We start from the raw sequence: 21,474 nt of genomic DNA, 5'->3' as shown, positions 1-21,474 counted from the left end.
CGCATCCTGTCATATTTCTGTAACAATCTGTGCGTTGATTCACAGTAACAATCACCGTGATTTCTTAACATCCCCGCCTCTGGAATCCAGGTGCGAGCCACCTGCTCATTCATTTCAAGGCCACGGAGGCTGTTATGCTCAGTATCTTCAAACCTGCGCCGCACAGGGCGCGTCTGCCAGAGGCAGAAATAGATCCGCTCTATCGCCGTCTGCGTTGGCAAATTTTCCTGGGGATCTTCTTCGGGTACGCGGCGTACTACCTTGTACGTAAAAACTTCGCGCTCGCCATGCCGTATCTGGTGGAGCAGGGCTTTTCCCGCGGCGATCTGGGGTTCGCGCTGTCGGGGATCTCCATCGCCTACGGTTTTTCCAAATTCATCATGGGTTCGGTGTCGGACCGCTCTAACCCGCGCGTGTTTCTGCCCGCCGGTCTGATTCTGGCCGCGGCGGTGATGCTGTTCATGGGCTTTGTGCCGTGGGCCACCTCCAGCATTGCCGTTATGTTCGTGCTGCTGTTTCTCTGCGGCTGGTTCCAGGGGATGGGGTGGCCGCCGTGCGGACGCACCATGGTGCACTGGTGGTCGCAGAAGGAACGCGGCGGCATCGTGTCGGTGTGGAACTGTGCGCATAACGTGGGTGGCGGCATTCCGCCGCTGCTGTTCCTGCTGGGGATGGCCTGGTTCAACGACTGGCACGCGGCGCTCTATATGCCTGCCTTTGGCGCCATTCTGGTGGCGATTATTGCCTTCGCGCTGATGCGCGATACGCCGCAGTCCTGCGGCCTGCCGCCGATTGAAGAGTACAAAAACGACTATCCGGACGATTACAGCGAAAAGCACGAAGAAGAGCTGACCGCAAAACAGATCTTCATGAAGTACGTGCTGCCTAACAGGCTGCTGTGGTACATCGCGGTGGCGAACGTGTTTGTTTACCTGCTGCGCTACGGCATTCTGGACTGGTCCCCGACCTACCTGAAAGAGGTGAAGCACTTCGCGCTGGATAAATCCTCCTGGGCCTATTTCCTCTATGAATACGCGGGGATCCCGGGCACGCTGATTTGCGGCTGGATGTCCGACAAGGTGTTTAAAGGCAACCGCGGCGCGACGGGCGTCTTCTTTATGACCCTGGTGACCATCGCCACCGTGGTGTACTGGCTCAACCCGCCGGGTAACCCGTCAGTAGATATGGCCTGCATGATCGTTATCGGCTTCCTGATTTATGGTCCGGTGATGCTGATCGGTCTGCATGCCCTGGAGCTGGCGCCGAAAAAAGCGGCAGGCACGGCGGCAGGCTTTACCGGTCTGTTCGGCTACCTGGGCGGTTCGGTCGCGGCGAGCGCTATCGTGGGCTACACCGTTGACTTCTTCGGCTGGGACGGCGGCTTTATGGTGATGATCGGCGGCAGCGTGCTGGCGGTGCTGCTGCTGATTGTCGTAATGATCGGTGAGAAACGTCACCACGCGGAAGTGCTGGCGCGTCGTCAATAAGGAGCTTTGCGATGAAATTAACTCAGTTAGCGACGGGCCTGCTGCTGGCGGGCCTGATGACCGGGTCCGCGCTGGCGGCGGATAAAATCGTGATTGCCCACCGCGGCGCGAGCGGCTATCTGCCGGAGCATACGCTGCCGGCAAAAGCGATGGCCTATGCCCAGGGCGCGGATTATCTGGAGCAGGATCTGGTGATGACGAAGGACGACCAGCTGGTTGTCCTGCACGATCACTATCTGGACCGCGTGACGGACGTGGCGGAGCGTTTCCCGGACCGCGCCCGTAAGGATGGCCGCTACTACGCCATCGACTTCACGCTGGCGGAGATTCGCTCCCTGAAGTTTACCGAAGGCTTCGAGATTGAGAGCGGCAAGAAGGTGCAGGTCTATCCGGGTCGTTTCCCGATGGGCAAATCTGACTTCCGCATTCATACCTTCCAGGAAGAGATTGAGTTTGTTCAGGGGCTGAACCACTCGACCGGTAAAAATATCGGTATCTACCCGGAAATCAAAGCCCCGTGGTTCCACCATCAGGAAGGGAAGGACATTGCCGCGAAGACGCTGGAGGTGCTGAAGCAGTACGGCTACACCAGCAAAAAGGACAAGGTTTATCTGCAGTGTTTTGACGCCGCCGAGCTGAAGCGCATTAAAACCGAGCTGGAGCCGAAGATGGGGATGGACCTCAATCTGGTGCAGCTGATTGCCTACACCGACTGGAATGAAACCCAGGAGAAGCAGCCTGACGGAAAGTGGGTGAACTACAGCTACGACTGGATGTTCAAGCCGGGCGCGATGAAGCAGATTGCGCAGTACGCCGACGGAATCGGGCCGGATTACCACATGCTGGTGGCGGAAGGCTCAACGCCGGGCCACGTGAAGCTGACGGCAATGGTGAAAGAGGCGCATGAGAGCAAGATGCAGGTCCATCCGTACACGGTGCGCGCAGACCAGCTGCCGCCGTATGCCGCGGACGTGAATCAGCTTTATGAGGTGTTATACAATCAGGCGGGCGTGGACGGGCTGTTTACGGATTTCCCGGATAAAGCGGTGAGCTTTTTGAAGGATTAACGCTGAAATTGCCGGGTGGCGGCTGCGCCTTACCCGGCCTACGAACTCCGGTTTTGTAGGTCGGGTAAGCGAAGCGCCACCCGACACAATCACATCTCGATTTCGATATCGCCTTTTGCCCGGCAGCAGCAGGGCAAAATTTCCCCTTCGTTGATAAAGGCCAGCGGCTCGGTCAGCCAGTCCACCTGGCCTGTGACCAGACGGCAGCGGCAGGAGCCGCAGTAGCCGGAACGACACTGGTACTCTACTTCTACCTGATGCGCCTCAAGCGCCACCAGCAGAGAAGGGTGCTCTTCCCGACACAGCACCTCGGTGCCGGAAAGACTTAGCGTGACGCGTGACATCAGAGCTGGAAGTCGCTCAGGTCGTCGGTGTTGACTTCAGAATCAATCTGACCGACCAGGTAAGAACTCACTTCCACTTCCTGCGGCGCGACCTGGACGTTATCGGACACCAGCCAGGTGTTGATCCACGGGATTGGGTTAGAGCGCGTCTGGAACGGCAGATCGAGACCGACAGCCTGCATGCGGATGTTGGTGATGTACTCAACGTACTGGCACAGGATGTCTTTGTTCAGGCCAATCATGGAGCCGTCGCGGAACAGGTATTCTGCCCACTCTTTCTCCTGCTGGGCCGCCAGCACGAACAGGTCGTAGCACTCCTGCTTGCACTCTTCGGCGATTTCCGCCATCTCCGGATCGTCCGTGCCGCTGCGCAGCAGGTTCAGCATGTGCTGGGTACCCGTCAGGTGCAGGGCCTCGTCGCGGGCGATCAGGCGGATGATTTTGGCGTTGCCTTCCATCAGCTTGCGCTCGGCAAAGGCGAAGGAGCAGGCGAAGCTGACGTAGAAGCGGATCGCCTCCAGCGCGTTGACGCTCATCAGGCACAGGTACAGCTGCTTTTTCAGCGCGCGCAGGTTCACGGTAATGGTTTTACCGTTCACGCTGTGGGTGCCTTCGCCCAGCAGATGCCAGTAGCTGGTCATCTCGATCAGCTCATCGTAATAATGGGCAATGCCTTCCGCGCGCTTCTGGATCTGTTCGTTGGTGACGATATCGTCAAACACCACCGCCGGATCGTTCACGATGTTGCGGATGATATGGGTGTAAGAGCGGGAGTGGATCGTCTCGGAGAACGCCCAGGTTTCCACCCAGGTTTCCAGCTCCGGAATGGAGATCAGCGGCAGCAGCGCCACGTTCGGGCTACGGCCCTGAATGGAGTCCAGCAGCGTCTGGTACTTCAGGTTGCTGATGAAGATATGCTTTTCGTGATCCGGCAGCGACTGGTAGTCAATGCGGTCGCGAGAGACGTCCACTTCTTCCGGACGCCAGAAGAAGGAGAGTTGCTTTTCGATCAGCTTTTCGAAGATGTCATATTTTTGCTGGTCGTAGCGTGCCACGTTGACCGGCTGGCCGAAGAACATCGGCTCTTTGAGCTGGTCGTTTTTCGTCTGTGAAAAGGTGGTATATGCCATGAGTGTGTCCTGTGAGAGATTTTGTCGGTTGGGCAAACAAAATCGTAGGCCGGGTAAGCGGAGCGCCACCCGGCATTTACATTAGATCTTACATGCGCCGCTTTCGCAGCCATCGTCCTGAATGGACGGAGCCAGGTCGTCCTGGGCGTCTTCCGCACCATCACGGGTGTTGTGATAGTACAGCGTTTTCACGCCAAATTTGTAGGCGGTCAGCAGGTCTTTCAGCAGCTGCTGCATTGGCACCTTGCCGGACGGGAAGCGCGTCGGGTCGTAGTTGGTATTAGCAGAGATCGACTGGTCGATAAACTTCTGCATGATACCCACCAGCTGCAGGTAGCCGTCGTTGTTTGGCATTTCCCACAGCAGCTCGTACTTGTCACCCAGTGTCTCGTAATCCGGCACCACCTGACGCAGCACGCCGTCTTTCGACGCTTTGATGCTGACGTGGCCGCGCGGCGGCTCAATGCCGTTGGTGGCGTTGGAGATCTGCGAAGAGGTCTCGGACGGCATCAGGGCAGAGAGCGTGGAGTTACGCAGGCCGTGCGTTTTAATGGACTCGCGCAGGCCTTCCCAGTCGAGGTGCAGCGGCTCGCTGACGATCGCATCCAGGTCTTTCTTGTAGGTGTCAATCGGCAGAATGCCTTTCGCGTAGGTGGTTTCGTTGAACCACGGGCACGCGCCTTGCTCTTTTGCCAGCTCGTTAGAGGCTTTCATCAGGTAGTACTGAATCGCTTCGAACGTCTGGTGCGTCAGGTTGTTGGCGCTGCCGTCGGAGTAACGCTTGCCGTTTTTCGCCAGCCAGTAGGCGAAGTTGATCACGCCGATACCGAGGGTACGACGGCCCATTGCGCCGCGTTTAGCCGCCGGGATTGGGTAATCCTGGTAGTCCAGCAGGGCGTCGAGCGCGCGAACCGCCAGCACGGCCAGCTCTTCCAGCTCGTCCAGGCTCTTAATTGCGCCCAGGTTGAACGCGGACAGCGTGCACAGCGCGATTTCGCCGTTTTCGTCGTTCACGTCTTCCAGCGGTTTGGTCGGCAGGGCGATCTCCAGGCACAGGTTAGACTGGCGCACTGGCGCAACGACCGGATCAAACGGGCTGTGGGTGTTGCAGTGGTCAACGTTCTGGATGTAGATACGGCCGGTAGAGGCACGTTCCTGCATCATCAGGGAGAACAGGTCGACCGCCTTCACGCGCTGCTTGCGGATGCTGTCGTCTTTTTCGTATTTGGTGTACAGACGCTCGAACTCGTCCTGATCGGCAAAGAACGCGTCATACAGGCCCGGCACGTCGGACGGGCTGAACAGGGTGATGTCTTCACCCTTCAGCAGACGGGTGTACATCAGCTTGTTGATCTGCACGCCGTAGTCCATGTGGCGCACGCGGTTGCCTTCCACGCCGCGGTTGTTTTTCAGGACCAGCAGGCTTTCTACTTCCAGGTGCCACATCGGGTAGAACAGGGTCGCCGCCCCGCCGCGCACGCCGCCCTGAGAGCAGGATTTCACCGCCGTCTGGAAGTGCTTATAGAACGGGATGCAGCCGGTGTGGAACGCTTCGCCACCGCGAATCGGGCTGCCCAGCGCGCGAATACGACCGGCGTTGATGCCGATACCGGCACGCTGGGAAACGTATTTCACGATGGCGCTGGAGGTGGCGTTGATGGAATCCAGGCTGTCGCCACATTCGATCAGCACGCAGGAGCTGAACTGACGGGTAGGGGTACGCACGCCGGACATGATTGGCGTCGGCAGAGAAATTTTAAACGTGGATACCGCATCGTAGAAACGCTTCACGTAGTCCAGACGGGTGTCACGCGGGTAGTTAGAGAACAGGCAGGCGGCCACCAGAATATAGAGGAACTGGGCGCTTTCGTAGATCTCACCGGTTACGCGGTTCTGAACCAGGTATTTGCCTTCGAGCTGCTTCACCGCCGCGTAGGAGAAGTTCATGTCGCGCCAGTGATCGATAAACCCGTTCATCTGCTCGAACTCTTCTTCCGTATAGTCTTCCAGCAGATGCGTGTCGTATTTGCCCAGCTCAACCATTTTCACCACGTGATCGTAAAGCTTCGGCGGCTCAAACTGGCCGTAGGCTTTTTTACGCAGGTGGAAAATCGCCAGACGTGCAGCCAGGTACTGATAATCCGGTGCTTCGCGGGAGATCAGGTCTGCCGCTGCTTTAATAATCGTTTCGTGAATATCAGACGTTTTGATGCCGTCGTAGAACTGAATGTGGGAACGCAGTTCAACCTGGGAGATAGATACGTTGTTCAGTCCTTCTGCTGCCCAGTCGAGAACTCGATGGATTTTGTCCAGATTGATACGCTCGGTAGTACCGTCGCGCTTTGTCACCAGCAGACTCTGATTCATGTGGGGTTTACCTGTCCGTGAAATAAAAAATATCCCCCGCTTATCCACAGATCCGTCTTGTGACTAACTCTGTGGATAAATACTACATATAGGGGGTTTGCGATAAGAGAAACGCTATATGGTGAGTATTCTAGTATCGAATCTTTTCAGCACAAGGGTTGATTTTGACGTTAAATTGAGGTTGTGAAAGGGTAAAAAAGGCTAAGTCCTCGTACCGTAAGGCCTGGAAGAGATGTCAATAATTAAGAAAAAAAATTCAAAATTTGATCGAGTGCTGATTTCTTCAACGGGAGGTCAGAATTGCGCAACATGATGTCGCGCAATCTTTATAAGAATAACGAATGACGTTAGTCGTTTTTGGCGGTTGTGTGCAACATATAGTTAACATCAACGCCCGGCGCGAGCTTGAATTTATCGGTCAGCGGATTGTAGTGCAGGCCGGTAATGTGCTGCTCTTTGAGCCACGTCTGGTCGACCCAGGTTAATAGCTCCGCCGGCTTGATGAATTTCTTCACGTCGTGCGTCCCTTTCGGCACCATGCGCAGCACGTACTCCGCGCCGACGACGGCCATCAGCCAGGCTTTACCGTTGCGGTTGATGGTGGAGAAGAAGACCTGGCCGCCCGGTTTCACCAGTTTTGCACAGGCGTGCACCACGGACTGCGGATCGGGTACGTGCTCCAGCATCTCCATGCAGGTCACCACGTCGTACTGATGGGCATGTTTAGCCGCGTGCTCTTCCACGGTTTCCTGCACGTAGTCGACCTGAATGCCGGACTCGAGGGCGTGAAGGCGGGCAACCTGCAGCGGTTCAAAGCCCATATCCAGGCCGGTGACATTCGCTCCTTCGCGCGCCATGCTCTCCGCCAGGATGCCGCCGCCGCAGCCAACGTCGAGCACCTTCTTACCGAACAGACCGCCGGAGCGCTCCGCGATATAGCCCAGACGCAGCGGGTTAATGCGGTGCAGCGGTTTGAACTCACCTTCGAGATCCCACCAGCGGGACGCCACCGCTTCAAATTTGGCAATCTCTTCGTGGTCAACGTTGTGGGCCACCGGGGATTTTTCGGCATTCATGGGCGCTTTTACTCCTTATTTAGCAAGACAAAGGAGTATATCAGGCAATCCCGGCGAATAAAGCGTATAGGTTTACCTCAATCACCTCGGCTGTGTTATAATTTGCGACCTTTGAATCCGGGATACAGTAGAGGGATAGCGGTTAGATGAGCGACCTTGCGAGAGAAATTACACCGGTTAACATCGAGGAAGAGCTGAAGAGCTCCTATCTGGACTATGCGATGTCGGTCATTGTTGGCCGTGCGCTGCCGGACGTCCGCGATGGCCTTAAGCCGGTACACCGTCGCGTACTATACGCCATGAACGTATTGGGCAATGACTGGAATAAAGCCTATAAAAAATCTGCCCGCGTCGTCGGTGACGTCATCGGTAAATATCACCCGCATGGTGATATCGCCGTGTATGACACCATCGTTCGTATGGCGCAGCCATTCTCCTTGCGCTACATGCTGGTAGATGGTCAGGGTAACTTTGGTTCAGTCGACGGCGACTCCGCTGCGGCGATGCGTTATACGGAAATCCGTATGTCGAAAATCGCTCATGAGCTGATGGCCGACCTGGAAAAAGAGACCGTTGATTTCGTCGATAACTACGACGGCACCGAGCGCATCCCTGATGTGATGCCCACCAAGATCCCGAACCTGCTGGTTAACGGTTCGTCCGGCATCGCGGTCGGTATGGCAACCAACATTCCGCCGCACAATATCACCGAGGTGATCAACGGCTGCCTGGCCTATATCGACGATGAAGACATCAGCATTGAAGGGCTGATGGCACACATCCCGGGCCCGGACTTCCCGACGGCGGCGATCATCAACGGTCGTCGCGGCATTGAAGAAGCGTACCGTACCGGCCGCGGCAAGATTTACATCCGTGCCCGCGCTGAAGTAGAAGCGGACGCCAAAACCGGCCGTGAAACCATCATTGTTCACGAGATCCCGTATCAGGTGAACAAAGCGCGTCTGATTGAAAAAATCGCCGAGCTGGTAAAAGAAAAACGCGTTGAAGGCATCAGCGCGCTGCGTGACGAGTCTGACAAAGACGGCATGCGCATCGTGATTGAGATCAAACGCGACGCGGTGGGCGAGGTTGTGCTGAACAACCTGTACTCCCAGACTCAGCTTCAGGTCTCCTTCGGTATCAACATGGTTGCGTTGCACCATGGCCAGCCGAAGATCATGAACCTGAAAGAGATCCTGAGCGCGTTCGTCCGTCACCGCCGTGAAGTGGTGACCCGCCGTACCATCTTTGAACTGCGTAAAGCCCGCGATCGTGCGCACATCCTGGAAGCGCTGGCGGTTGCGCTGGCCAACATCGACCCGATCATCGAGCTGATCCGCCGTGCGCCAACGCCTGCAGAAGCGAAAGCCGCGCTGGTTTCCCGTCCGTGGGATCTGGGCAACGTTGCCGCGATGCTGGAGCGCGCAGGCGATGACGCGGCGCGTCCTGAGTGGCTGGAACCGGAATTCGGCGTGCGTGACGGTCAGTACTACCTGACTGAACAGCAGGCCCAGGCGATTCTGGATCTGCGTCTGCAGAAACTGACCGGCCTTGAGCACGAAAAACTGCTCGACGAATACAAAGAGCTGCTGGAGCAGATTGCCGAGCTGCTGCACATTCTGGGCAGCGCAGAGCGTCTGATGGAAGTGATCCGCGAAGAGCTGGAGCTGGTCCGCGATCAGTTCGGCGATGAGCGCCGCACCGAAATCACCGCGAACAGCTCTGATATCAACATTGAAGATCTGATCAACCGCGAAGACGTGGTGGTCACCCTGTCTCACCAGGGCTATGTGAAGTATCAGCCGCTGACCGACTACGAAGCACAGCGTCGTGGCGGTAAAGGTAAATCTGCAGCACGTATTAAAGAAGAAGACTTTATTGACCGCCTGCTGGTGGCCAACACCCACGACACGATCCTCTGCTTCTCCAGCCGCGGTCGTCTGTACTGGATGAAAGTCTACCAGCTGCCGGAAGCGAGCCGCGGCGCGCGTGGTCGTCCAATCGTCAACCTGCTGCCGTTGGAAGCGAATGAACGTATTACCGCCATCCTGCCGGTACGCGAGTACGAAGAGGGCGTGAACGTCTTTATGGCGACCGCCAGCGGTACCGTGAAGAAAACCGCGCTGACCGAGTTCAGCCGTCCACGTTCCGCCGGGATCATCGCGGTGAACCTGAACGAAGGCGACGAGCTGATCGGCGTGGATCTGACCTCCGGTTCTGATGAAGTGATGCTGTTCTCTGCGGCCGGTAAAGTGGTGCGCTTTAAGGAGAACGCGGTGCGCGCAATGGGTCGTACGGCGACCGGCGTTCGCGGCATCAAGCTGGCGGGCGAAGACTCCGTCGTTTCCCTGATCGTTCCGCGTGGCGAAGGTGCAATCCTGACCGTCACCCAGAACGGTTACGGTAAACGTACCGCGGAAAGCGAATACCCGACCAAGTCTCGCGGCACGCAGGGCGTTATCTCTATCAAGGTGACCGAGCGCAACGGTTCCGTTGTCGGCGCGGTGCAGGTGGACGATGCCGACCAAATCATGATGATCACCGATGCCGGTACGCTGGTGCGTACCCGCGTGTCTGAGATCAGCGTGGTGGGTCGTAACACCCAGGGCGTGATCCTCATCCGTACAGCGGAAGATGAAAACGTGGTGGGTCTGCAGCGCGTGGCCGAGCCGGTGGATGACGAAGAGCTCGATTCCATCGACGGCAGCGTCGCGGAAGGTGACGATGAAATCGCGCCGGAAGCGGACACCGACGATGACGCAGCGGATGACGCTGACGAGTAATGTCTTCTGACGCAAAAAGGGCCGGATTCCGGCCCTTTTCTTTTACGTAAGCAGACAAGTGAACGTTGCGGCAAGCCGCGTTTACCGCTACCTTAACCACATTCTTTTGACCCCGACGGCGGAGCCTCGCCCCCTTGAAATACCTCGTCTCCTTTCGTACTACGCTGAAAGTCTCTCGCTATCTGTTCCGGGCGCTGGCGCTCCTGCTTTGGCTGCTGGTGGCCCTGTTGTCGGTGTTTTACATCGTTAACGCCCTGCACCAGAAAGAAGCGGAGATCCGCCAGGAGTTTAACTTAAGCTCCGACCAGGCCCAGCGCTACATTCAGCGAACGTCTGACGTGATGAAGGAGCTCAAGTACATTGCCGAAAATCGTCTGACGGCGGAAAACGGCATCCTCGCGCTTCGCGGGCGTAATGACAAAACCGAAGTCCCGGACTTCCAGCCGCTGTTCCCGGACTCCGATTGTTCTAACATGAGCAACACCTGGCGCGGGTCGCTGGAATCCCTTGCCTGGTTTATGCGCTACTGGCGCGACAACTTCTCCGCCGCCTATGACCTGAACCGCGTATTCCTGATAGGCAGTGAAAATCTCTGCATGGCTGACTTTGGCCTGCGCGACGTGCCCGTTGAGCGCGACGATGCGCTGAAAAGCCTGCATGAACGTATTGTGAAATATCGCAATGCGCCCCAGGACGAGCGCGGAAATAACATCTTCTGGGTGAGCCAGGGGCCGCGTCCGGGCGTGGGCTATTTCTATGCCCTGACGCCGGTCTATCTCGGCAATCGCCTGCAGGCGCTGCTGGGTATTGAGCAGACCATTCGCATGGAAAACTTTTTCACCCCGGGCAGCCTGCCCATGGGGGTGACCATTCTGGATGAAAACGGTCATCAGCTGATCTCGCTTGCCGGGCCGGATAACCGGTTAAACGTCGAACCGCACTGGATGCAGGAGCGGTCGTGGTTTGGCTATACCTCAGGCTTCCGCGAGCTGGTGCTGAAGAAGAGCCTGCCGCCTTCGTCGCTGAGTATCGTCTATTCGCTGCCGGTGGACATGGTCCTTGAGCGGATACGCATTCTCATCATGAATGCCATTCTGCTGAACCTGATCGCGGGTGGGGCGCTGTTTACGCTGGCGCGCATGTATGAGCGGAAAATCTTTATTCCCGCCGAAAGCGACGCGCAGCGGCTGGAAGAGCACGAGCAGTTTAACCGGAAGATTGTCGCGTCGGCGCCGGTGGGGATCTGTATTCTGCGTACCCAGGACGGAACCAATATCCTGAGTAACGAGCTGGCGCATAACTACCTGAACATGTTGACGCACGAGGACCGGCAGAGGCTAACGCAAATTATCTGCGGCCAGCAGGTTAACTTTGTCGACGTGCTGACCAGCACGCACACCAACCTGCAGATCAGCTTTGTCCATTCCCGCTATCGTAATGAAAACGTGGCGATTTGCGTGCTGGTGGATGTTTCCGCGCGCGTGAAGATGGAAGAGTCGCTCCAGGAGATGGCGCAGGCTGCCGAGCAGGCCAGCCAGTCTAAATCCATGTTCCTTGCGACGGTCAGCCACGAGCTGCGTACGCCGCTTTACGGGATCATTGGTAACCTCGATCTGCTGCAGACCAAAGAGTTGCCGAAAGGGGTCGACAGGCTGGTGACGGCGATGAACAACTCCTCCAGCCTGCTGCTGAAGATCATCAGCGATATTCTCGACTTCTCGAAAATTGAGTCCGAGCAGCTAAAAATCGAGCCGCGCGAGTTCTCCCCGCGCGAGGTAATGAACCATATCAGCGCCAACTATCTGCCGCTGGTGGTGCGTAAACAGCTCGGGCTTTACTGCTTTATCGAGCCGGACGTGCCGATAACGCTGCATGGCGATCCGATGCGCCTGCAGCAGGTCATCTCTAACCTGCTCAGCAACGCCATTAAATTCACCGACGTGGGCTGTATCGTGCTGCACGTCTGCCGGGCGGGAGATTACCTGAGCATTCGCGTGCGCGACACGGGCGTCGGCATCCCGGCGAAGGAGGTGGTGCGTCTGTTCGACCCGTTCTTCCAGGTCGGGACCGGCGTGCAGCGTAACTTCCAGGGGACCGGCCTGGGGCTGGCGATCTGTGAGAAGCTCGTCAGCATGATGGACGGTGATATCTCCGTGGATACCGAGCCCGGCATGGGCAGCCAGTTCACCATCCGTATTCCGCTCTATTCCGCGCAGTATCCGGCAAAAGCGACCGTGGACGGGCTGAGCGACAAGCGCTGCTGGCTGGCGGTGCATAACGCCTCGCTGAATGACTATCTTACGGCGCTCCTCACCCGCAGCGGGGTGAGGGTATGTCGCTATGAAGGCCAGACGCCGGACGTGGACGACGTGCTGATCGCTGACGAGGCGCTGGAACAGCCGTGGCAGGGGAGAGGGTCGGTGCTCTTCTGCCGTCGCCACATCGGCATTCCTGTCGAGCGTGCGCCTGGGGAGTGGGTACACAGCGTTGCCACGCCGCACGAGCTGTTAAGCCTGCTGGCGCGCATCTATAAAGTGGAGCTGGAAGAGCGCGACGGCGCGGGCGGATTGCCGTCACCGGAGTCTCTGGCGTCGGTGAATGACGATATGATGATTCTGGTGGTGGATGACCATCCGATTAACCGCCGCCTGCTGGCTGACCAGCTTGGATCGCTGGGCTACCAGTGCAAAACGGCCAATGACGGCGTGGATGCGCTGAATGTGCTGAGTAAAAACCATATCGATATCGTGCTGAGCGACGTCAACATGCCGAACATGGACGGCTATCGTCTGACGCAGCGTATCCGCCAGCTTGGCCTGACGCTGCCGGTAGTGGGCGTCACGGCGAACGCCCTGGCGGAAGAGAAGCAGCGCTGTCTGGAGTCGGGGATGGACAGCTGTCTGTCGAAACCGGTCACGCTGGACGTGCTGAAGCAGACTCTGTCGATTTACGCCGAGCGCGTGAGAAAAACGCGGATATAAAAAAGGCCCGGAAGGGCCTTTTATGTTTTTCGCTCTCTCCCTGTGGGCTGAGAGATCCCCAGTAATATTTTTACCTGAAGCGATGAACGTTTCTTCGGAAAAATTCATGACTTACAGCGATGCCCTGGTCCGGCTGTAAATCGCCGAAGCGTTTCCTGCAGGCCGGGGCGAGGCGCATGGATGCGCCGAGAGGGCGGGCTTTACAGGGACGTTACCTCCGCCCGTCCCCGATAAGCAGGAAGGAATAAGCTGAGGGCACCGCGAAGCGGCGATTTACCGCCGGGAGCCCCGGTCGCCAGGGTGGTGGCGATTGAGCCACCCTGGCACGTTCACCTGTCATGTCGTTACAGAGTAGCAAGGAACATAAAGTGAACGGAATGACATCCACAGCCGTATGTTCCCCCTCACCCCAGCCCTCTCCCTCTGTACAGTCCGGGGACATAGTGAACACTTGTTCGGGGACATGGTAGACACTTACAACTAAGGCATAAGAACCCGTTTATGGAGTCGCTTATGCCCTGGGATGCGAGAGATACCATGTCATTACGTACCGAGTTTGTTTTGTTCGCCTCGCAGGACGGGGCGAACATCCGTTCCCTCTGCCGTCGCTTCGGCATTTCACCTGCTACCGGCTACAAGTGGCTTCAGCGCTGGGCTGTCGAGGGCGAACCCGGCCTGCAGGACCGCCCCCGCACGCCGCATCATTCCCCCAACCGCTCGTCTGACGACGTCACCGCCCTGCTGCGCATGGCACATGAGCGTCATGAACGCTGGGGCGCCCGCAAGATTAAGCGCTGGCTGGAAGACCAGGGACACCGTATGCCTGCCTTCAGCACTGTCCATAACCTGATGGCCCGTCACGGCCTGCTGCCCGGCACGGCTCCGGGTATTCCGGCCACCGGACGGTTCGAACATGACGCCCCGAACCGGCTCTGGCAGATGGATTTTAAGGGGCACTTCCCCTTTGGCGGCGGCCGTTGCCATCCGCTCACCCTGCTCGACGACCACTCCCGTTTTTCCCTGTGCCTCACACACTGTACCGATGAACGGCGTGAGACCGTGCAGCAACAGCTGGTCAGCGTCTTTGAACGCTACGGCCTGCCGGACCGGATGACGATGGATAACGGCTCACCGTGGGGCGACACCACCGGCACCTGGACGGCGCTGGAGCTGTGGCTGATGCGCCACGGTATCCGGGTGGGCCACTCCCGGCCTTATCATCCGCAGACGCAGGGCAAGCTGGAGCGTTTTCACCGCAGCCTGAAGGCGGAAGTGCTGCAGGGGAAATGGTTCGCGGACAGCGGCGAGCTGCAGCGTGCCTTCGACCACTGGCGGACGGTCTATAACCTTGAACGCCCGCACGAGGCGCTGGATATGGCGGTCCCGGCCTCACGCTATCAGCCGTCTGGGCGGCAGTACAGCGGCAGCGTGACGCCCCCGGAATATGATGAAGGTGTGCTGGTCAGGAAAGTGGATATCAGCGGGAAGCTGAGCTTACAGGGAGTCAGTCTGAATGCAGGAAAGGCGTTCAGGGGAGAACGGGTGGGGCTGAAGGAGACGCAGGAGGATGGCTGCTATGAAGTGTGGTGGTACAGCACGAAAGTGGGGGTGATCGACCTGAAGAAAAAGTCGATCACCATGGGTAAAGGATGTTAAAAAGTGTTCACCATGTCCCCGAACACCTGTCTACCATGTCCCCGGACCGTACACCCCAAGGGAGAGGGGGTCGTCCGTGCAGGCATTATTTTGTGGAAAACCCTCAGCCCTGTGGGAGAGGGCGGGGTGAGGGCATCAGGCCGCACTCCCGTTGGAGATCAATCCTTATCCGTTGCGCTCAGCGTCACGGAGGAGAGATAGTTCAGCAGCGCAATATCGTTATCCACGCCCAGCTTCATCATCGCGGATTTCTTCTGGCTACTGATGGTTTTAATACTGCGGTTCAGCTTCTTGGCAATCTCGGTCACCAGGAAACCTTCTGCGAACAGGCGCAGAACTTCACTCTCTTTCGGCGACAGGCGCTTGTCACCGTAGCCACCCGCGCTGATTTTTTCCAGCAGACGAGAGACGCTCTCAGGGGTGAACTTCTTGCCTTTCTGCAGCGCAGCGAGCGCTTTTGGCAGATCGGTCGGGGCGCCCTGCTTCAGCACAATCCCTTCGATGTCCAGATCCAGCACGGCGCTCAGGATCGCCGGGTTGTTGTTCATGGTCAGAACGATGATCGAGATATCCGGGAAGTGGCGTTTAATATATTTGATGAGCGTGATCCCATCACCGTATTTGTCTCCCGGCATGGAGAGATCGGTAATGAGCACGTGTGCATCAAGCTTTGGGAGGTTATTGATCAGTGCTGTAGAGTCTTCAAATTCACCGACTACATTCACCCACTCGATCTGTTCAAGTGATTTGCGAATACCGAACAGTACAATCGGATGGTCATCGGCAATAATTACGTTCATATTGTTCATGTATAAGGCTACCTTGCTACAGCAAGCTTTTGACGTAGGCGTCAATGTCGCTGATGTATTTTTCAATGCCAGAGGCATCTTTCTCACGAATTAGATGTTCCAGCGTTTCACATAACTGCTTGCCGGGAACCAGATTAAGCATGGCAAACACCCCTTTAAGCCGGTGTGCTGTCTGTGCCAGCGCTGCAAAGTCATTCACAGCGGACTCAGTATACAACCGCTTAACATCATCTGGTACTGTATCAACAAAGAGTGAATAGTATCCGCTGGCGTGAAGCTCGGCATTTTCATTGCCGCCTAACGGGGATTCCGCTATCTCTTCCTGCGCCAGCTGCTCTTCTATTAGTTGTAGTACAGCTTCCTGCATCGCATTGCTTATATTAAAGTTGACGCGCAGCTGGCCAGGGCCGATTTTCCGCACGCCTGACTCATCATCGCTTAAAAGCAAGCCGGAGGCAGTAAGATTAGACGGATTATCAGTTAAAAACAGATCAAATTCTTGACTTGAAAGTCTTTCGTCCGGCGTGATGCAGGCCGCACCCCAGTTTTCTAACTGACGAACGACAATATTGCGGATCTCGTTCGAGGTCACGTCGACCATCACCACGACATCATCCAGCAGGCGCTCTTCATCTTCTTCCTGCGGGTTGGCCGCCATTTTCACGTGCAGAGAATAGCGGGTGCCGAGGGATTCACGGGCTTTGATATTCAAATGGCCGCCGAGCTTACGCGCCAGCTGATCGCACAGCCAGAAGGTGAGCGCATTGGCCTTGCCGTAGCGATCGCTTTGCGTGTCGTTCAGGAACGGGAAGTGGAGATTGTCAATTTCACTCGTGGTAACGCCTTCCCCGGTGTCGAGGATGCGGAAGGTCAGGCGGTCTTCTGCCGACTCCTCGGTACTGACTTCGAGAGCGATCTTGCCGATCTGCGTGGTGGTCACCGCGTACTGGATAATCATCAGCAGAATACGACGCAGCGCTTCGCGATCGCCGTGGCGCTCGTCGTTCGCCGGGAGATTATTATTGATCAGCAGCTGCAGCCCCTTGCGCTTAATCACGGGCAGCACTTCCGGCACCACTTCATCGATCAGGTTCTGAATGGAGAAGAGGGTTGGCGTTCCCTTCCAGAAATCATTCTCCAGCATGTTTGCCAGCTGGATCTCATCAACCATTCTGACCAGCGAGTCGGCCTGGCTGGCAAGCTGGTGGCTTTCAGCGGTGTTTAACGCCGCCGCCTGGGTTGCCAGGGTTCTTAACGGCTGCTTGAAGGCATCGCCAATGTTCTGCATGAATGCGGCGCGCCCCTGCTGGTTTTTCTCATACAGCCTTTGCGCCTGCTTGAGCTTTTTATTCACCAGCACTTCGCGATCCTGATCGCGAATAATAAAGATTTGCGTACGGGGAGCCACTTGGCTGCGGAACTGACGGATTTCGTACAGTTCATTGTTGATGGTGGCCTGAATCACCCCCTGGTGCTGATCGGCCATGGTGGTGATGTTCTGCAGGTTAAGATGCGGCAGCAGATGATCGGCAATTTTGTTGCTCATCACCGTACGGTTCGCCTCCTGGTCATGAACTAAGACCCCCAGCGGCAGCACGGAAACAATCTCTTCATTTAGGGCACGTAAGACGCGCAGCTCATTGCTGGTGCCGGCAGGAACCGCAGACGTATCGCTTTGACGCCCAGACTGGAAACGGAAGGTGCTGTAGCCAAACAGGGCCAGCGCCAGCAGGCCGATATTCAGCAGGAGCGGCAGCAGGATATTTTGCAGGGTGTCGAGCAGCAGCGTGCCAAACGGCACCTGCCATACCAGGCGCATACCGGTTGAGTTCAGTGATGAGGCAATTTCGATTTTTGAGCCGTTAAAGGAGATTGAAACGCTCTCAGCAGCCTCTTTGTCTGACGCCGCGCGCATGTTCTGGGTGCTGCTGTCTGGCTCCAGGCGGAAGCTGTCCAGCGGCATGTCCGGCGGGATTAAATCATTAATCGGTAAATCGAAAGCCACCACCGTCGCCAGATGTCCTGGCTGGTTAAACGTGGTGCGCAGGGTGAAATAATGACCATTTTGCCACGCCAGGCGACGCAGGGATGAGAAGCTTTCACGTTCATCAAGGGCATTCGCCTGCTGCAGCATCTCTGCCCGGCGGGAGTCGACGATGCTGCCCACGGTGGTCTCTTTGAACCCTGAAGAGAGATCTTTTAGCGGCAGCGTGGATATCAGGATCATGCTGTTGTCCTGACCGTTCAGATAGTACATCGACCACGGCACCGTTTCGGCGCCCCAGAGGGTATCCAGATAGGCCGACATACGCTGCGTCATCTCAAGCGTCGCGCTGTCGTGAGAGCCAAAGATAAGCGCTTCGGTCTTACGCTGCGGTTTTTCGAGATAGTAGACATCCTGCTTAAGCCGCGTCTCCTGAAGCCCATCCCCGGAAGAGGAAGTAGGGGCCGCCGCGATGTTGTCGTAAATCTGCCAGGTGGCGTAGCGCCAGGTATCTATGCGCTTGTGCAGGGCATGGGTGATATCAACGACCTGATAGCTCTTATCCTTCAGCCAGGCGTTAACCGCGCTTTGTACCATCACCCCCATGGTGACTAACAGCACAACGATCAAAAGAAGAAAGAAACGGGTGATGCTCCCGGGAAGGAGAGAGAATTTGCTCGGGGCGGTAGTTTCAGTCTGACTCATTGATATCTTTAACCCGTTATGGTCGTGCTCTGTGGCGATAGGGCAGTATAAAGGGTAATAACTGAATTTCCAGCGCCACTGACCGGGAAGCGGCGACTTTTTCACGGGACAATATCGGCGGCAAGGCCTGCAGTAAACATGTACAAATTCGCCGTGTTCGTACAAATAATCACCCAGTGCAGCCAGTAAATAGCACGAATTAACAAGAAATTAAGTTTTCCATCAATTTGATAATTTCGAAGGATACTCGACGGGAATTTAGTTAATAGTCGTTACAATTTCGGTGCGGTAGCACAAGAAATGAGAAGTTACGTAAAGAAAGGTAAAAAAAAACCGAATGCGAAGCATTCGGCTCAATTAGGGATAAACAGACATTCAAAACTGAATGACGGTAATAAATAAAGTTAATGATGATAGCGAGAGTTATTTTAGAGATTCGGTGAGATCTTGTTTTGTCATTCAGTGCGGTAACGGATTTTATTGTAAGATGTTGATATTTATAGGGGGAATTTTTCGTTTGATTATAAGTGCTAATTTTCTAAGCTATTTGTGCTTTGTAAAAGTTCCTTGATGTTTACATTTGGAAACATGTTGGTAGATAAATGAAACATCTTCAAAGTTTTCGTATCATATTCGCATTGGATTATTCTGTAATTTTGCGGAGAATGAAATTGCCGACTGGTTAATGAGGGTTAACCAGTAAGCAGTGGCAATTATAAGGCATATAACAGAGGGTTAATAAAATGAAAGTTAAAGTACTGTCCCTCCTGGTACCAGCACTCCTGGTGGCAGGCGCAGCAAATGCGGCCGAAATTTATAACAAAGATGGCAACAAATTAGATCTGTACGGCAAAGTTGATGGTCTGCACTATTTCTCTGATGACAAGAGTGCCGACGGTGACCAGACCTACATGCGTCTTGGCTTCAAAGGCGAGACTCAGGTTAACGATCAGCTGACCGGTTACGGCCAGTGGGAATACCAGATCCAGGGCAACACAACGGAAAGCGATAACCAGGCCTGGACCCGTGTGGCGTTTGCTGGTCTGAAATTCGCTGACGCGGGTTCTTTCGATTACGGTCGTAACTACGGTGTGATCTACGACGTAACGTCCTGGACTGACGTGCTGCCAGAATTTGGTGGTGATACCTACGGTGCAGACAACTTCCTGCAGTCTCGTGCTAACGGCGTGGCGACCTACCGTAACCAGGACTTCTTTGGTCTGGTGGATGGCCTGAACTTTGCTCTGCAGTATCAGGGTAAAAACGGTAGCGTAAGCGGTGAAAACGACACCGGTCGTAGCACCCTGAAACAGAACGGTGACGGTTACGGTGCGTCCCTGACCTATAACCTGGGCGAAGGCTTCAGCATCGGTGGTGCAATGTCTTCTTCCAAACGTACCGCTGACCAGAACAACACGGCTAACCCGGCCCTGAAAGGCGAAGGCGATCATGCTGAAGTCTATACCGGTGGCCTGAAATACGATGCCAACAACATCTACCTGGCGGCACAGTACTCTCAGACCTATAACGCAACGCGCTTCGGCAACTCTCAGAGCAGCAGCCAGATTTACGGCTTCGCTAACAAAGCGCAGAACTTCGAAGTGGTTGCTCAGTACCAGTTCGACTTCGGCCTGCGTCCATCCGTGGCTTACCTGCAGTCTAAAGGTAAGGACATCGAAGGGTATGGCGACCAGGATCTGCTGAAATATGTTGATGTGGGTGCGACTTACTACTTCAACAAAAACATGTCTACCTACGTGGATTACAAAATCAACCTGGTTGATGAAAATGAGTTCACCCGTCAGGCCGGTATCGGTACTGATGATATCGTCGCGCTGGGCCTGGTTTACCAGTTCTAATCGCGTCGTAGCATGACTTAGGGGCCTGATGGCCCCTTTTTTGCGCGTGCTTTTGGATCTCACAATTGACCCGTTTTGGTGTACTCTTGCCGCCCTGGCATGAGGATAATAATGAATGGACATGACTTTTTTACGCGCCAGCTTTCTGGCTATGCTTTTTTTCCTGACCGCGTGTAACGATCCCGCCCCCGCGGCGAAAGCCGACGCACCCGCCGCGACGGTGCTCGAAGGCAAAACGATGGGGACCTTCTGGCGCGTCAGCGTGATGAACCTCGATAAAACGCGCGCAGATGAGCTTCGCGGCAAAATCCAGTCGCAGCTGGATGCCGACGATCAGCTGCTGTCGACCTATAAAAATGACTCGGCGCTGATGCGCTTTAACCTCTCAACCAGCACCTCCCTCTGGCCGGTGAGCGAGGCGATGGCCGATATTGTCACCGAGTCAATCCGCGTGGGATATAAAACCAACGGGGCGATGGACGTGACCGTCGGCCCGCTGGTGAACCTCTGGGGATTTGGCCCGAATAAACAGCCGGTGACGACGCCCGAGCAGGCGGCCATTGATGACGCCCGCGCCCGCACCGGGCTACAGCATCTGACCGTGATCAACCAGTACGGGCAGCAGTATCTGCAAAAAGATATCCCCGATCTGTTTGTCGACCTGTCGACGGTTGGGGAAGGCTATGCGGCGGATCACCTTGCTGCGCTGATGGCGCAGGAAGGGATTTCCCGTTATCTGGTCTCCGTGGGCGGCGCGTTAGTCAGCCGCGGTATGAATGCCAGCGATAAGCCGTGGCGCGTCGCGATTCAAAAACCGACGGACAGGCAAAATGCCGTGCAGGCAATCGTGGATATCAACGGACACGGTATCAGCACCTCCGGAAGCTATCGCAACTACTACGAGCTTGACGGGAAGCGTATTTCGCACGTTATCGATCCGCAGACCGGGCGTCCCATCACCCATAATCTGGTTTCGGTGACCGTCATTGCCCCCACCGCGCTGGAAGCGGATGCCTGGGATACGGGCTTAATGGTCCTCGGTCCGGAAAAAGCCAAAGAGGTGGTACGTCAGGAAGGGTTGGCCGTTTATATGATCGTCAAGGAGGGGAACGGGTTTAAAACCTGGAGCTCGCCGCAGTTCAACAGTTTCCTGGTGAGCGACAAAAATTAAAAAGCAAGGTTGCGGTTTTTTTATCAGTGGCGATCGGGCACGCTCTATGTATGCT

The 21,474-nt window shown here is 56.0% G+C and carries 13 protein-coding genes; 7 read left to right on the top strand and 6 right to left on the bottom strand.

The features are described from left to right. The first annotated feature begins 134 nt into the window (after positions 1 to 134). Complete coding sequence (glpT, locus tag FY206_RS17020; protein ID WP_032641921.1) at positions 135 to 1,487, top strand: glycerol-3-phosphate transporter; 1,353 nt, start codon at positions 135 to 137, stop codon at positions 1,485 to 1,487. Positions 1,488 to 1,498: 11 nt separating this feature from the next. Beyond that, entirely contained in the window at positions 1,499 to 2,554 is a 1,056-nt protein-coding gene (gene glpQ, locus FY206_RS17015; RefSeq protein ID WP_032641919.1) for a glycerophosphodiester phosphodiesterase, read from the top strand. Between the two features lie 89 nt (positions 2,555 to 2,643). Here the strand turns inward: glpQ and yfaE are convergent, their stop codons facing one another. From yfaE to ubiG, 4 genes are all read right to left on the bottom strand, one after another. Continuing rightward, complete coding sequence (gene yfaE, locus FY206_RS17010) at positions 2,644 to 2,898, bottom strand: class I ribonucleotide reductase maintenance protein YfaE (RefSeq protein ID WP_032641917.1); 255 nt, start codon at positions 2,896 to 2,898, stop codon at positions 2,644 to 2,646. Next, positions 2,898 to 4,028, bottom strand: a complete 1,131-nt coding sequence (gene nrdB / locus FY206_RS17005; RefSeq protein ID WP_032641915.1) for a class Ia ribonucleoside-diphosphate reductase subunit beta — start codon at positions 4,026 to 4,028, stop codon at positions 2,898 to 2,900. The genes yfaE and nrdB overlap by 1 nt, the downstream gene beginning before the upstream one ends. 81 nt (positions 4,029 to 4,109) lie before the next feature. Further along, complete coding sequence (gene nrdA, locus FY206_RS17000; protein ID WP_032641913.1) at positions 4,110 to 6,395, bottom strand: class 1a ribonucleoside-diphosphate reductase subunit alpha; 2,286 nt, start codon at positions 6,393 to 6,395, stop codon at positions 4,110 to 4,112. 347 nt (positions 6,396 to 6,742) lie between these two features. Beyond that, positions 6,743 to 7,471 carry a bifunctional 2-polyprenyl-6-hydroxyphenol methylase/3-demethylubiquinol 3-O-methyltransferase UbiG gene (ubiG, locus tag FY206_RS16995; protein WP_032641911.1) on the bottom strand — a complete coding sequence of 243 codons (729 nt, stop codon included), beginning with the start codon at positions 7,469 to 7,471 and terminating at the stop codon, positions 6,743 to 6,745. Between the two features lie 146 nt (positions 7,472 to 7,617). Between ubiG and gyrA the strand changes: the two genes are divergently transcribed. The 3 genes from gyrA to FY206_RS16975 all read left to right on the top strand — a co-directional run bounded on the left by gyrA (position 7,618) and on the right by FY206_RS16975 (position 14,891). Beyond that, positions 7,618 to 10,254, top strand: a complete 2,637-nt coding sequence (gyrA, locus tag FY206_RS16990) for a DNA topoisomerase (ATP-hydrolyzing) subunit A (RefSeq protein ID WP_045890648.1) — start codon at positions 7,618 to 7,620, stop codon at positions 10,252 to 10,254. A gap of 134 nt (positions 10,255 to 10,388) precedes the next feature. Beyond that, positions 10,389 to 13,235 (top strand): two-component system sensor histidine kinase RcsC, encoded by a 2,847-nt coding sequence (gene rcsC, locus FY206_RS16985; protein ID WP_032641907.1) that lies wholly within the window; start codon positions 10,389 to 10,391, stop codon positions 13,233 to 13,235. Positions 13,236 to 13,748: 513 nt separating this feature from the next. After that, positions 13,749 to 14,891: an IS481 family transposase gene (locus FY206_RS16975; RefSeq protein WP_423751874.1), complete on the top strand. Its 1,143-nt coding sequence runs from the start codon at positions 13,749 to 13,751 to the stop codon at positions 14,889 to 14,891. A 158-nt stretch (positions 14,892 to 15,049) separates the two neighbouring features. Here FY206_RS16975 and rcsB read toward each other — a convergent pair whose 3' ends face one another. Together rcsB and rcsD are read right to left on the bottom strand one after the other, a co-directional pair. After that, positions 15,050 to 15,700: a response regulator transcription factor RcsB gene (gene rcsB, locus FY206_RS16970; protein WP_003859405.1), complete on the bottom strand. Its 651-nt coding sequence runs from the start codon at positions 15,698 to 15,700 to the stop codon at positions 15,050 to 15,052. 16 nt (positions 15,701 to 15,716) lie between these two features. Next, positions 15,717 to 18,389 carry a phosphotransferase RcsD gene (gene rcsD / locus FY206_RS16965; protein WP_032641905.1) on the bottom strand — a complete coding sequence of 891 codons (2,673 nt, stop codon included), beginning with the start codon at positions 18,387 to 18,389 and terminating at the stop codon, positions 15,717 to 15,719. Between the two features lie 743 nt (positions 18,390 to 19,132). Here rcsD and FY206_RS16960 point away from each other — a divergent pair. Together FY206_RS16960 and apbE are read left to right on the top strand one after the other, a co-directional pair. Further along, positions 19,133 to 20,248: a porin OmpC gene (locus FY206_RS16960; protein ID WP_032641902.1), complete on the top strand. Its 1,116-nt coding sequence runs from the start codon at positions 19,133 to 19,135 to the stop codon at positions 20,246 to 20,248. A gap of 151 nt (positions 20,249 to 20,399) precedes the next feature. Then, entirely contained in the window at positions 20,400 to 21,419 is a 1,020-nt protein-coding gene (apbE, locus tag FY206_RS16955) for an FAD:protein FMN transferase ApbE (RefSeq protein ID WP_423751908.1), read from the top strand. The last annotated feature ends 55 nt before the right edge of the window (positions 21,420 to 21,474 follow it).

Source organism: Enterobacter chengduensis (genome assembly GCF_001984825.2).
In the GTDB taxonomy this organism is placed as follows: Bacteria; Pseudomonadota; Gammaproteobacteria; order Enterobacterales; family Enterobacteriaceae; genus Enterobacter; species Enterobacter chengduensis.
The sequence above is the reverse complement of the archived record's forward strand: the minus strand, read 5'-3'. Positions and strand labels throughout refer to the sequence as shown.

What these genes read in the sequence shown, in the direction of transcription:
- gyrA (WP_045890648.1), top strand. Translation starts at nt 7,618, where the DNA reads ATGAGCGACCTTGCGAGAGAAATTACACCGGTTAACATCGAGGAAGAG.
- FY206_RS16960 (WP_032641902.1), top strand. Translation starts at nt 19,133, where the DNA reads ATGAAAGTTAAAGTACTGTCCCTCCTGGTACCAGCACTCCTGGTGGCA.
- apbE (WP_423751908.1), top strand. Translation starts at nt 20,400, where the DNA reads ATGCTTTTTTTCCTGACCGCGTGTAACGATCCCGCCCCCGCGGCGAAA.
- yfaE (WP_032641917.1), bottom strand. Translation starts at nt 2,898, where the DNA reads ATGTCACGCGTCACGCTAAGTCTTTCCGGCACCGAGGTGCTGTGTCGG.
- rcsD (WP_032641905.1), bottom strand. Translation starts at nt 18,389, where the DNA reads ATGAGTCAGACTGAAACTACCGCCCCGAGCAAATTCTCTCTCCTTCCC.
- ubiG (WP_032641911.1), bottom strand. Translation starts at nt 7,471, where the DNA reads ATGAATGCCGAAAAATCCCCGGTGGCCCACAACGTTGACCACGAAGAG.
- nrdA (WP_032641913.1), bottom strand. Translation starts at nt 6,395, where the DNA reads ATGAATCAGAGTCTGCTGGTGACAAAGCGCGACGGTACTACCGAGCGT.
- glpT (WP_032641921.1), top strand. Translation starts at nt 135, where the DNA reads ATGCTCAGTATCTTCAAACCTGCGCCGCACAGGGCGCGTCTGCCAGAG.
- FY206_RS16975 (WP_423751874.1), top strand. Translation starts at nt 13,749, where the DNA reads ATGCCCTGGGATGCGAGAGATACCATGTCATTACGTACCGAGTTTGTT.
- glpQ (WP_032641919.1), top strand. Translation starts at nt 1,499, where the DNA reads ATGAAATTAACTCAGTTAGCGACGGGCCTGCTGCTGGCGGGCCTGATG.
- nrdB (WP_032641915.1), bottom strand. Translation starts at nt 4,028, where the DNA reads ATGGCATATACCACCTTTTCACAGACGAAAAACGACCAGCTCAAAGAG.
- rcsB (WP_003859405.1), bottom strand. Translation starts at nt 15,700, where the DNA reads ATGAACAATATGAACGTAATTATTGCCGATGACCATCCGATTGTACTG.